We start from the raw sequence: 12430 nt of genomic DNA on the forward strand, positions 1-12430 counted from the left end.
CTGCTGTCGACCGAACCGTAAATCGCATATACAAAAATACGGAAAAGATCATGAAAAACAAGGTAGGAGCCATGAAAAAACATGAAATGCCGAATGCCTTTCAGATAAATTTAGTAAATTTGCAAGCATAAATCAAGATGACAGTCAACAGTATGAACGTTTTAGAATTAAGTGAACAGGAAGTAGTCAGACGGCAAAGTCTACAACAGCTGCGGGATATGGGCATCGAACCTTACCCCGCTGCGGAATATCCGACGAATGCTTTCTCAACCGATATAAAATCCAATTTCAACGAGAATGATAAGCGCGAGGTCTGCATCGCGGGTCGACTGATGAGCCGGCGCGTCATGGGCAAGGCTTCGTTTGCTGAGATTCAAGACTCGAAGGGGCGCATCCAAGTCTATATCTCGCGCGATGAGATCTGCCCGAACGATGATAAGGAACTGTATAACACAGTCTTTAAACGTCTGCTTGACATCGGCGACTTCATCGGTGTGACCGGTTTTGTCTTCCGCACGCAGACAGGCGAAATCTCGGTTCATGCACAGACGCTCACGCTTCTGAGTAAATCGCTCAAGCCGTTGCCCATCGTCAAATATAAAGACGGTGTGGCCTACGACAAATTCGACGATCCCGAATTGCGCTATCGGCAGCGCTATGTAGATCTGGTGGTCAACGATGGCGTGAAAGAAACGTTTCTCCAACGGGCCACAGTGATACGAACCATGCGTCAGGTGCTGGACGATGCCGGATATACTGAGGTTGAGACACCCACATTACAGGCCATTGCCGGCGGTGCCAGTGCACGTCCGTTCATCACCCATTTCAATGCGCTTGACGTGGATATGTATATGCGCATTGCCACCGAACTCTATTTGAAGCGGCTCATTGTGGGCGGCTTCGAAGGTGTATATGAGATCGGCAAAAATTTCCGTAATGAGGGAATGGATCGCAATCACAATCCGGAATTTACCTGTATGGAGTTGTATGTGCAGTATAAAGATTACAACTGGATGATGGATTTCACCGAGAGACTCCTCGAAAAGATCTGTACGGCCGTCAACGGGAAACCCGAACGCGAGATCGATGGTCGCATCGTGAGCTTCAAGGCGCCGTATCGCAGACTGCCGATATTGGATGCTATCAAGGAAAAGACAGGCTATGATCTCAATGGAAAGGACGAAACCGAAATCCGGGAGATTTGCAAGCAGCTCAATATGGAGGTAGATGAGACGATGGGCAAGGGAAAACTGATCGACGAGATCTTCGGAGAGTTCTGCGAGGGGACGTTCATCCAACCCACCTTTATCACCGACTATCCTGTTGAGATGTCGCCGCTCACCAAGATGCATCGCTCCAAACCCGGCCTCACCGAGCGCTTTGAGTTGATGGTCAATGGCAAGGAGTTGGCCAATGCTTATTCTGAGTTGAACGATCCGATTGATCAGGAGGAGCGATTCAAAGAGCAGATGCGACTCGCTGACAAGGGAGACGATGAGGCAATGATCATCGACCAGGATTTCCTGCGTGCACTTCAATACGGTATGCCGCCCACATCGGGTATCGGAATAGGTATCGACCGCCTCGTGATGCTGATGACCGGCAAGACCTATATACAAGAGGTGTTGTTCTTCCCGCAGATGCGTCCCGAGAAGAAAATACCCAAAAGCTCGGTCGAAGAGTGGGGGGCTATCGGTGTACCAGAGGCTTGGGTGCCTGTGTTCAACAAGGCCGGATACAATCTTATCAGCGACATCAAGGCTGCCAAGGCGCAGAAGTTGCAGATGGATGTGTGCGGTATCAATAAGAAATATAAGTTAGGCTACGACAATCCGAGCGTGGATGACTTCCAGCATTGGATTGATCGGGCAACGGAAAATGAAAGATGAAAAGGTGAATCCCCACTTTTTTCATCCTTTCACCTTTTCACTCTTTCACCCTTTCAATTATGTTTAATTGCGGTAAGATAGCAATCATCGGCGGTGGAAGTTGGGCTACGGCCATTGCCAAGATAGTGGTGAGTCACACGCATCACATCGGTTGGTATATGCGCAGAGACGACCGGATCGACGATTTCCGCCGACTGGGTCACAATCCGGCATATTTGATGAGTGTGCACTTCAACGTCGACGAGTTGTTTTTCAGCAGTGACATCAACAAGATAGTGCAGGCCTATGACACATTGGTATTCGTCACGCCGTCTCCTTACCTGAAAAACCACCTCCGGAAACTCAAAACACGCATTCACGATAAGTTTATTGTGACGGCGATCAAGGGTGTTGTGCCCGACGAAAATCTGGTTTGTTCGGAGTACTTCCATCAGATCTATGATGTGCCTTATGACAACCTGGCTTGCATCGGCGGACCGTCGCATGCCGAAGAAGTGGCGCTCGAACGACTGTCTTATCTCACCGTGGGATGTTCCGACCGGGAGAAGGCCCACGCCTTTACGCAAATCATCCAAAGCGACTTTATCAAGACCAAAACCAGTAGCGATGTGATTGGCATTGAGTATTCTTCGGTGTTGAAGAATGTCTATGCCATTGCGGCGGGAATTTGTAGTGGATTGAAATACGGGGATAATTTCCAAGCTGTGCTGATGGCTAATGCCGTGCAAGAAATGTCGCGCTTTATGCAGTCTGTCCGACCTTTGGAACGCAGTGTGTATGATAGCGTCTACCTGGGCGACCTACTTGTAACGGGCTACTCCAATTTCTCTCGTAACCGCACTTTCGGCACGATGATTGGAAAAGGATATAGTGTGAAGAGTGCGCAAATAGAAATGGAAATGATTGCCGAGGGCTATTTCGGAACCAAATGTATGAAGGAGATCAACCGCCACCTCCATGTCAATATGCCTATCCTCGATGCCGTCTACAATATCCTCTACGAGCGGATTGCTCCCCAGATAGAAATAAAACTCCTGACCGACTCTTTCCGATGAGGCGGCCCTCCCATAGAGATCATTCAATAAAATCATAATGAAAAGTATTAGTTTAGACATTACCAAGGCTGCCCAATTCTTGAAACCGGGCGCCATTCAGGAGTATGAACCCAAAGTGAAAGCAGCACAAGAGGCGCTGGAAAACGGCACTTGCCCAGGCAACGACTTCTTGGGATGGCTGCATCTTCCATCATCCATCAAACCCGAGTTCCTTGATGAAGTGCAGACAGTGGCTCACTCACTGCGTGAGATGTGTGACGTGATTGTCGTGGCCGGTATCGGAGGCAGCTATCTCGGTGCACGTGCAGTGATCGAAGCATTGCAAAACTCCTTTGCCTGGCTTGTAAGACAGAAGGGAACTCCGGCTGTCGTTTTTGCCGGAAACAATATCGGAGAGGATTATCTATCCGAACTCGAAGACTGCCTCAAAGACAGAAACTTCGGCGTGATCAACATTTCAAAGTCGGGAACCACCACGGAAACAGCACTGACATTCCGTCTTCTCAAGAAGTTGTGCGAGGAACAGCGAGGCAAAGAGACGGCGAAAGATGTCATCGTGACCATTACCGACGCGAAGAAAGGTGCGGCCCGCATTTGTGCCGACAAGGAGGGCTACAAAACATTTGTCATTCCCGATAATGTGGGGGGCCGTTTCTCTGTGTTCACGCCCGTCGGTCTGTTGCCCATCGCATGTGCAGGTTTCGACATCAAAGCTCTGATCAATGGTGCTGCCGACATGGAGCGCGCCACCGGAAAACATATTCCTTTCGACCAAAACATCGCTGCACAGTATGCTGCCGTTCGCAATGCCCTCTACAACGAGGCTGGAAAGAAAATAGAAATCATGGTAAACTATCAGCCCAAGCTCCACTTCATCAGCGAATGGTGGAAACAACTCTTCGGCGAAAGCGAAGGAAAGGAACACAAAGGCATATTCCCCGCATCCTGCGACTTCACGACTGATCTTCACTCCATGGGTCAATGGATTCAGGAAGGCGAACGATCCATCTTCGAAACCGTCATCAGCATAGAGCAGCCTAATCGCAACCTGCTCTTCCCGAGTGATGAAGAGAATCTCGACGGGCTAAACTTCCTCGCAGGCAAACGCATCGATGAAGTGAACAAGATGGCCGAGCTCGGCACATGTCTGGCACACGTCGATGGCGGTGTTCCTAATATGCGCATCAGTGTTCCGACGCTGAATGAATATTACATCGGTCAGTTGCTCTACTTCTTTGAGATCGCTTGCGGCATCAGCGGTAACGTCCTCGGGGTGAACCCATTTAATCAGCCAGGTGTGGAAGCCTATAAGAAAAACATGTTTGCACTGCTCAACAAGCCGGGTTATGAAGCAGAAAGCAAAGCCATCCAAGCACGATTAAAGTAAGAAAAAACGATGATGCTCTGTCCGGAAGTTGTTCTTTTTGACATGGACGGCGTGCTCTACGACTCGATGCCCAATCATGCCATAGCCTGGCAAAAAGCTATGCAAAAGTTCGGAATCCGAATGTCAGCTATGGATGCCTACGCAACGGAAGGCATGCGCGGTGTAGACACCATTCGAATCATGGTGAAAGAGCAACAGGGAAGAGATATCTCCGAGGCCGAAGCGCAGGAAATGTATGACGAAAAAACACGACAGTTCGGCTTGTTGCCTACAGCTCCCGTGATGGAGGGTGTCATTTCGTTGATGCAGAAGATCCGACGCGACGGACTGCAAATCGGTATTGTCACCGGAAGCGGTCAGCGACCACTCATCGAGCGAGCGCTGACCGATTTCCGTGACTTCGTAGACGACCGTCATATCGTCACCGCCTACGACGTCAAGCACGGCAAACCGGCTCCCGATCCCTATCTGATGGGCCTGCAAAAAGCCGGTAACCTTCGGCCCGATCAAGGCATTGTGGTAGAAAATGCGCCGCTTGGCGTGCGTGCAGGCGTAGCTGCCAGAATCTTCACCGTCGCCGTTAATAGCGGTCCTTTACCCGACAGTGTTTTGAGAGACGCCGGCGCCAATCTCGTGTTCGAGAGTATGCCGGCATGGCGGGATGCGTGGGACGATTTTTATTTACAGACAAGTGGCAATGTGAAGGCCGACTGACCGGAAGTTGATATATTTACACCTTCCCGTCATAGCCAGTAGCGCATCCATGCAGAGAAACTCCAATTTCTCTGCATTTTTTGGATAAAAACATGCTAGCGGGATCCCCACTACTCACTTTTCGGGCAAAAACACGCTGGCGGGAGCCCCGCTACTCACTTTTTGAGTAAAAAGTTGCTGGCGGGAAGTCCCATCGGGCATGAAAAGGTTATTTAAAGTTGAAAAAGTGGAAACGTCTTTACGCTCTGGTGGCTCTGATGAAATAAACAATCAGCAGAAGATAAGCGCCGAGCGCGCAGAGTTCTGACAGCGGGTCGGCTAACCACGCATTGTTGATCAAGTTAACACCGGCAAACCGCAGTAGTGCACTTACAACTCCCATCAAGCGCCGCCGGCAATAAATCCGCTGGCAATGAGCGTTCCTTTCTCGTTGCGTGCTTTGTTTTCTGCTTCGTTTTTAGAGCGAGTTGTGACAAACCAATTGACTGCGCCACCTACAAGCAGCGGAATGTTCAGTTGCAAGGGAATGAACATTCCAAGCGCAAAAGCCAATGCCGGGATTCTGCACCACGTGAGAACGATGGCAATCACAGCACCGATGGCATAGAGAATCCACGGGGCGCCGACACCGTTCATCAGCGGATCGATGACTGCTGCCATTGCATTAGCCTGCGGTGCAGCCAACTGTCCGCTGGTGAAACCATAAGTTTCGTTGAGCAACATCATTACACCACCCACCGTGGCAGCGGAAACCAGCGTGCCGAGAAACTTCCACGTCTCTTGTTTTCGCGGTGTGGTGCCGAGCCAATAACCGATTTTGAGGTCTGTAATGAATGAACCTGCCATTGAAAGAGCCGTACATACCACGCCGCCCATAATCAAAGCGGCTACCATTCCGCCCGGACCCTTCAGTCCGACAGCTACCATTACGACCGATGCTAAAATCAAAGTCATCAGCGTCATACCCGAAACAGGATTGGAGCCGACAATGGCTATGGCGTTGGCTGCAACCGTAGTGAATAGGAATGCAATTACTGTGACAAGCAGAATACCCACAAGAGCGAAGAGTAGGTTATCCATTACGCCGAACCAGAAGAAAAGAAAGGTGATGAGAAGTGCCGTTCCTGATCCGATGGCAATGAGTTTAAAAGAGATATCGCGTTGTGTACGTACTTGTTGTTTGATTTCGTCGCTACCACCGCGCAGCTCTTTCCCTGCCAGTGAAACAGCCCCTTTGATGATGCCCCACGACTTGATAATGCCGATGATTCCGGCCATTGCGATACCTCCGATACCGATACTCTTGCCGTAAGCAGCGAAGATTTGTTCGGGAGACATCGCTCCGACAGCTGTTGTTATGCTTGGATCCCAAAGATTGAGCACCTCATCATGATACAGAATAGACATTCCCGGCACGATCAACCACCACACAGTGAGTGATCCGAGACAGATATACAGCGCGTATTTCAGTCCGATGATGTAGCCCAATCCCAACACTGCGGCTCCTGTGTTGACCTTAAACACCAGTTTGGCTTTGTCCGCCAGTATCTGTCCTAAGCCCACGACGCGTGTTGTAAAATTCTCATTCCACAATCCGAATGTAGCGATGATGAAGTCGTAAAGCCCGCCGACGAGTCCTGCAAGGAGCAGAGGCTTGGCCTGACTGCCGCCTTTGGCACCGCTCACTAATACCTGCGTGGTGGCCGTTGCCTCGGGAAATGGGTACTTGCCGTGCATATCGCTGACGAAGAATTTGCGAAAAGGAATCAGGAAAAGGATTCCGATGACTCCGCCTAAAAGTGAAGATATGAAGATTTTCAAGAACGAAGCGCTCATATCCGGATACTTGGCTTGCAGGATATAAATGGCTGGTAGCGTGAAGATTGCACCTGCCACGACGGCCCCCGAACAAGCACCGATGCTCTGAATGATAACGTTCTCGCCTAAGGCTCGTGACCGATGGGCAGCCGTCGAAACGCCTACGGCAATGATGGCGATAGGTATGGCGGCCTCAAATACTTGTCCCACTTTCAGTCCCAGATATGCAGCGGCGGCCGAGAACAGCATAGCCATCAGGATTCCCCACGTGACCGACCAACCGTTTACTTCCGGGTAAGTCTGTTGTGGACTCATGATCGGTTCGTATTCTTCTCCTTCTTTCAATTCTCTGAATGCGTTTTCGGGCAGTTGCACCGCCTCTTTTTCTTGTTCTTTCATATGGATTTTGTTGGTTGTTTATGGATGCAAAGATAACGGAAATAATTGGTTAAGTATGAGAATACACTATAATTATTCACCATTTAGGGCTAAATCGGAAAGTCATTAACGGTAAATTGGAATGCATCGAAGCCTTTTCCTTCGGTTTTATTTGTATCGAATAAATAAAAAAGGTATCTTTGCGCAAATTACAAATACGATATACCAATGAAAAAACAAATCTTATTATGGCTTTTGCTGGCAGTCGTTTTAACGGCTGGAGCTGTTCCTGCGCAACGCGGAATATGGAAATACATTAGGCTGGCAGACGGTAATCGGGTGCGAGTTGAGTTATGCGGCGACGAGCATTTACACTTTTGGCGTGCCGCCGACGGCACTTGTTATGTACAGAACGACGGTGACTCCGTTTACCACGCAGTGGATCATACAGCTTTGGAAGCGATGAGTCGCATCAGGACGCGTGGTTCGGCGAGCAATCAAAGCATGCGACACGGAGCAGCAAAGATCCCCAAGAATAGGGCCGCTTACACCGGCAAGAAGCGCGGCTTGATCATTTTAGCCGAATTTAAAGACAAAGCATTCCGGACAACACACGATAAACAGCTATATCTTCGCATAGCCAACGAAGCGGGCTTTACGTCGAGTGACGGATTCAGAGGCAGTGTGGCAGATTATTTTAAGGCGCAAAGCGGAGGAACGTTTGAATTGAATTTCGATGTTGTCGGTCCCATTCCACTCCCCCAGAAATATGCTTATTACGGCAGAAACAACGATGAACATGCCGGCGAAATGATTGCCCAAGCCTGTCGCTTGGCTGCTGATTCAGTGAACTTTGCCGATTATGATTGGGACGGAGACGGTGAAGTGGAGCAAGTTTTTGTCTTATATGCCGGCCACGGTGAGGCTTCTTGGATGATGCCAATACGATTTGGCCACACAAATGGCTTTGTCGGCATCTGATTACAGGAAAAACATAACGATAGACGGCGTTATCATCGATACGTATGCGTGTAGCAGCGAGCTCGGATTTAATGGAATCGATGGTATCGGAACCATCTGTCACGAGTTCACGCATTGTTTGGGATTGCCCGATTTCTATGACACGGGTGGCAAAGGACACTATGGAATGGGCAGTTGGGACTTGATGAGCAGCGGCTGTTACAATCAGGGCGGTTTCATTCCGGCCGGATATACAAGTTATGAAAAAATGTTTTGCGGATGGCTTACGCCCAAAACACTGACCGATGACACAGCTGTGAACGACTTAAAAGCTTTGAGCGATGGCGGCGATGCATACATTATCTACAACGATAACCATCGAGACGAATTCTATCTATTGGAGAATCGGCAGCCGACAGCGTGGGATGCAGCCCTACCTGGGCATGGATTGCTTGTGTTGCATGTAGATTATGATGCGACGGCGTGGGTCAACAACGTAGTGAATGCTGTCGGAACATTTCGGAGGCGTGATGGTTACACCACGGATTTTAGTAACAACCATCAGCGGCTGACCATCTTTCATGCCGATAATGACGACGATCACAGTTATTGGGATACGACTCGGAAAGGCTATACGAAAGTAACCGAGTCCACAGATCCATATCCCAGTGCCGGCAACGACAGCTTATGCAACACATCGACACCGGCTGCACGTCTGTTCAACGCCAATGCTTCGGGTAGCAAATACATGAATAAAGCCATTAAAGAAATCACTCAAAACAGTGACGGAACGATTGCCTTCCGTTTCATTTCGGACGACGCGACAATGCCGAATACCCTAAAAGGTGATACGATCTTCTATGAATCGTTCGACCGCTGCAAAGGAACGGGCGGCAACGATCAAGTCTGGGGCGGAACGGCGGCAGGTCGCAGCACGCTTCGCACGGATCATAACGGCTGGTCATTCCCCTATGGTTCGGCTTATGGAGCATCCCAATGCGCGAAGTGCGGAACAGGAAAAGCGTTCGGCATAGCGGTTACGCCCGCTATCACAGTTCAAGACGGAGCCGTTATCACATTCAAAGCGGCGCCGTGGAATACTGAAACAAAGGCTGTGGATCTGACAGTCAATGGCGATGATGTGACGCTCTCTGCAACATCGTTCGATCTCACTCCTCACCAATGGACCACCTGCTCGGCAACAGTTTCGGGATCAGGCACCATCCAATTCGTCATCACGCCCGCCGGCAGACGATTCTTCTTAGACGATTTCTTGGTGACTCGATCGGCAGCAACCGATATTCGTCGCCCGATCAATCACGACTCACCATCCGCAGATCGCCGCATTTTCAGTCTTGACGGTCATGATGTAGGCACCGACCCCACTGTCTTGAAGCCCGGCATCTATATCAGGAACAAAAAGAAAATCATTATCAAATGATGCGCTTGCGTGCAGTGTTGAATGTGGACTGAGGAATGTGGAATTGTTGCGCTCCGCGCAAAGCGCGCAACAATTCCACATTCCTCAGTCCACATTCAACAGTCCACATTCAACATTGCGAAGCCTACGGCTTCGCTGGCTTCGCCACCTGCTCATAGCTCACATCATTCAACTCAAAGTATTTCCTGTTGAGAACCAAGCGAATGATCGGCTTCAAGATATGTTCGCGGGCGTTAAACTTCGTACCTTTCGGCACTGCCTTGCTGCGAAACGAGGGAATCAGTGTACCCAAATCGCCCAATTCCACGGTGTCGCCGTTGGCCACATAGTCGCGCGCCGTTGCGAAACCCATGTTCAACACGGCCGCCACTTCCTGCTCCGAAAACGTGGTGTTCTTAGCCACCTGCTTGCAAAACGGACGGAAACTCACACGTTTGCGGCCCGTGGGCACAGCCACCTGAACCTCTTCCTCCTTTTCTTTCTCAACGCCGCCCTCTTTCACTTTCACTCTCAGTTTGCGCAGGGCGATAAAAAACTGCAATGGTTTATTTTCCATCATCTTCTTGTTTTGAATGTTTATACTATAAATTGACAATCTGATCCGCTTTCAACGAGTGACGGCACTAATCCAAATTACTGCCGTCACTCTTTGCGATTAGTGCCGCCACTGTTTTCAATTAGTGCCGCCACTAATTGCGACGAGTGCCGCCACTCGCGCCAATTCTACCAGCATAGGAATCTTACTCGAATGCCTGAACTTGGAACCCATAATTGCGTTGGCAATTGGCAGCAAATACTGACATGTCCCTCTCAGTAAAGCTCATGAAATATGCATAATATCTTCCAACAACGGAAGGAGAGCCATTCGACGACCAATATTCTCCTGACTGGCCAGCGTTTATAAACTTTCCGGAAAGATATTCTCCTAAAGCCGGTCGATAGAAATAGTTGCTAAGCTCGCTTATACGTGGCAGTATTTTAGACTGACGTCCGAAATGAACTATATCGGTTGATCGATAGTCGGTACCATCCGGTGCTGCATTAGCCATGGCGGTAGTGGTTGTACTATTTTCAGCAGCAATTATGGCCTTCTTCTTAAACCATGTACCACCACTATAAAGATGTCCCATTAGCGTCCAAAGTTCATTGTCCCAATTCGGATTTCCTCTCTGTGCATACCAGAGCATTTCATTCACATTGGGGCAGATCGTACAAGAGTTTGTGGCATCGATCTGCATACCTGAGCCAGGATAGAACTCATTGTAATAACGGTCGGGGTCAGCAGCTGTGCTCTTCGGATAATTTGGATTGCCGCCAGCTGGGGTTTCGGTGATGGGTTGCCAAATGTTAGGATCAGATGGATTGGCTGCATTCCATTCGTGCTGCCACCAATAGTTTTGCTTGGCATCCCACATATAGTATTTGTCATGATAGTTGGAATAGTCCTTGATCTCGAGATTAGATGTAATATCATGAATCTTTCCGGCTTCACAATTTATCGTAAGATACTTGGTTACAGTACCGGTAGTTGTCTCAACAAGGCCAGTATAATAATTATAGTGGCCGCCGTCAACAGTATTCGCAAACCAATAACGTATTCGCATAGCATGTATTCCTGGCGCAACGACCACATAGGCCGCATTCTTGCTCTGATCAGTGACAGTATTATCCACATCCCAACCACTGCCGGTAGTAAGTGTAATCGTTTTCGATCCGCCCGAAGCAAGTGTGAGCGATCCATTCGTAGCAATGGTATAAGTGCCGGCAATATCATCTTCAGAGACAATCTCGATCTTAGTAAGTTTACTGCGATGAATATATGCACTGGATGAACGAGGCAGCAGGCAGAGATAAGCGGCCTGGTGTTTGAGTTTGAAAGCAAACTCGCTGCCGTTACCTGTCGCCGTAGCAGTGCCGCAGTCGCCCGAGGTGGCGAAGTGATCAGTGTTGTTGGGCGATGATTGGGTTTGATTGGCGGCGATGGTTACTTCTTTACCGCTTGTGCCGTTTGAGCCTGTGTAATAAACAGGATAGCTATTATTCGGGAACGTACCGCTGACATAGAATTTGGCATAATCGGTCTTGCCTGTAATGCTGCTCGATGTGCTTGCCGGCAGGGGTGTTGTGCCGTTGTCTATCCATATCTTGTCGCCCGTTGTCCAGAAGAATTTGCCTTTGCTGCCCATCTCGTGATCCATCGAAGTACGCGTGGCGGGTTCGTCGCCGCTTGTGAATGTGGTGAGCACTTGGTTGTTCTGACTGCCAGATTCAGTCTCTTTACTTACGTCTTCATTTGCACAGGATGCTGTGAATAACAGCACCGCTGCCCATATCAATTTTGTCTTGTTCATTGTTGCTTGTTCTTTTTATTCGTTCCACAATTGATAACTCCCCTCGCCCTTGGGAGAGGGGCTGGGGGTGAGGCCGTCCTCTTCGTCTTCATCATCCAGCCAGCCCTGCTTGGCATCGCCGAATGTTCCGCCATGTTCGGCATCTTGATGCTGACTGCTGAATGTTTGTAATAAACTTTCCGTCTGCAACGCGCAGACACTGAATGCGGGCTTCGCATAAACCCTACTCTCTAATTGTTTTCTGTTCATATTTACTATGTTTAGAATGAATAAATCGTGCTTATTTTCCTCTTGTCGGGTTGACAAAAGGGCATAAAAAGTTGAACAAAGGGAACTCTGGTGATCCCTTTGTTTATTGGGGTTTAGCTCACGCCTTACGCGCGCGCGTAAGATAAAGCCGTGAAGGTGTCTACGCCAGGTGCGATGTGTGTGTGTGA

At 49.2% G+C, this 12430-nt stretch carries 9 protein-coding genes and 1 pseudogene; 6 read left to right on the forward strand and 4 right to left on the reverse strand.

Features of this window, described 5'->3' with window-relative positions:
* Window positions 1–152 precede the first annotated feature (152 nt).
* From lysS to JCM12259_RS08485, 4 genes are read left to right on the forward strand one after another with little or no spacing between them, the layout of a single operon-like run.
* A complete protein-coding gene (gene lysS / locus JCM12259_RS08470; RefSeq protein ID WP_025066137.1) occupies window positions 153–1889 on the forward strand; it encodes a lysine--tRNA ligase in 1737 nt (578 codons plus the stop codon).
* A gap of 59 nt (window positions 1890–1948) precedes the next feature.
* Window positions 1949–2944: an NAD(P)H-dependent glycerol-3-phosphate dehydrogenase gene (locus JCM12259_RS08475; protein WP_025066138.1), complete on the forward strand. Its 996-nt coding sequence runs from the start codon at window positions 1949–1951 to the stop codon at window positions 2942–2944.
* Window positions 2945–2981: 37 nt separating this feature from the next.
* Window positions 2982–4331 (forward strand): glucose-6-phosphate isomerase, encoded by a 1350-nt coding sequence (locus JCM12259_RS08480; protein WP_025066139.1) that lies wholly within the window; start codon window positions 2982–2984, stop codon window positions 4329–4331.
* Between the two features lie 9 nt (window positions 4332–4340).
* A complete protein-coding gene (locus JCM12259_RS08485; protein WP_051559271.1) occupies window positions 4341–5045 on the forward strand; it encodes an inorganic diphosphatase in 705 nt (234 codons plus the stop codon).
* Window positions 5046–5283: 238 nt separating this feature from the next.
* On the opposite strand, the pseudogene JCM12259_RS14610 reads toward JCM12259_RS08485, so the two are convergent.
* Window positions 5284–7262, reverse strand: a pseudogene (locus JCM12259_RS14610) (OPT family oligopeptide transporter).
* Window positions 7263–7469: 207 nt separating this feature from the next.
* On the opposite strand from JCM12259_RS14610, the gene JCM12259_RS17315 reads away from it, so the two are divergent.
* Window positions 7470–8222, forward strand: a complete 753-nt coding sequence (locus tag JCM12259_RS17315) for a metallopeptidase domain-containing protein (protein ID WP_234396580.1) — start codon at window positions 7470–7472, stop codon at window positions 8220–8222.
* Entirely contained in the window at window positions 8191–9642 is a 1452-nt protein-coding gene (locus JCM12259_RS14615) for an immune inhibitor A domain-containing protein (RefSeq protein WP_234396581.1), read from the forward strand. Before JCM12259_RS17315 ends, JCM12259_RS14615 begins: the two co-directional genes overlap by 32 nt.
* A gap of 124 nt (window positions 9643–9766) precedes the next feature.
* Here the strand turns inward: JCM12259_RS14615 and JCM12259_RS08500 are convergent, their stop codons facing one another.
* The 3 genes from JCM12259_RS08500 to JCM12259_RS08510 form a co-directional block, all read right to left on the reverse strand.
* Entirely contained in the window at window positions 9767–10198 is a 432-nt protein-coding gene (locus JCM12259_RS08500) for an HU family DNA-binding protein (RefSeq protein ID WP_025066141.1), read from the reverse strand.
* 184 nt (window positions 10199–10382) lie between these two features.
* Window positions 10383–11993: a hypothetical protein gene (locus tag JCM12259_RS08505; RefSeq protein WP_025066142.1), complete on the reverse strand. Its 1611-nt coding sequence runs from the start codon at window positions 11991–11993 to the stop codon at window positions 10383–10385.
* Window positions 11994–12008: 15 nt separating this feature from the next.
* Window positions 12009–12242 (reverse strand): hypothetical protein, encoded by a 234-nt coding sequence (locus tag JCM12259_RS08510; RefSeq protein WP_025066143.1) that lies wholly within the window; start codon window positions 12240–12242, stop codon window positions 12009–12011.
* Window positions 12243–12430 lie beyond the last annotated feature (188 nt).

The organism is Hoylesella enoeca JCM 12259 (assembly GCF_000613405.1).
Lineage (GTDB): Bacteria > Bacteroidota > Bacteroidia > Bacteroidales > Bacteroidaceae > Prevotella > Prevotella enoeca.

What these genes read in the sequence shown, in the direction of transcription:
- JCM12259_RS08480 (WP_025066139.1), top strand. Translation starts at nt 2,982, where the DNA reads ATGAAAAGTATTAGTTTAGACATTACCAAGGCTGCCCAATTCTTGAAA.
- JCM12259_RS08505 (WP_025066142.1), bottom strand. Translation starts at nt 11,993, where the DNA reads ATGAACAAGACAAAATTGATATGGGCAGCGGTGCTGTTATTCACAGCA.
- JCM12259_RS08510 (WP_025066143.1), bottom strand. Translation starts at nt 12,242, where the DNA reads ATGAACAGAAAACAATTAGAGAGTAGGGTTTATGCGAAGCCCGCATTC.
- JCM12259_RS08500 (WP_025066141.1), bottom strand. Translation starts at nt 10,198, where the DNA reads ATGGAAAATAAACCATTGCAGTTTTTTATCGCCCTGCGCAAACTGAGA.
- JCM12259_RS08485 (WP_051559271.1), top strand. Translation starts at nt 4,341, where the DNA reads ATGATGCTCTGTCCGGAAGTTGTTCTTTTTGACATGGACGGCGTGCTC.
- JCM12259_RS08475 (WP_025066138.1), top strand. Translation starts at nt 1,949, where the DNA reads ATGTTTAATTGCGGTAAGATAGCAATCATCGGCGGTGGAAGTTGGGCT.
- lysS (WP_025066137.1), top strand. Translation starts at nt 153, where the DNA reads ATGAACGTTTTAGAATTAAGTGAACAGGAAGTAGTCAGACGGCAAAGT.
- JCM12259_RS17315 (WP_234396580.1), top strand. Translation starts at nt 7,470, where the DNA reads ATGAAAAAACAAATCTTATTATGGCTTTTGCTGGCAGTCGTTTTAACG.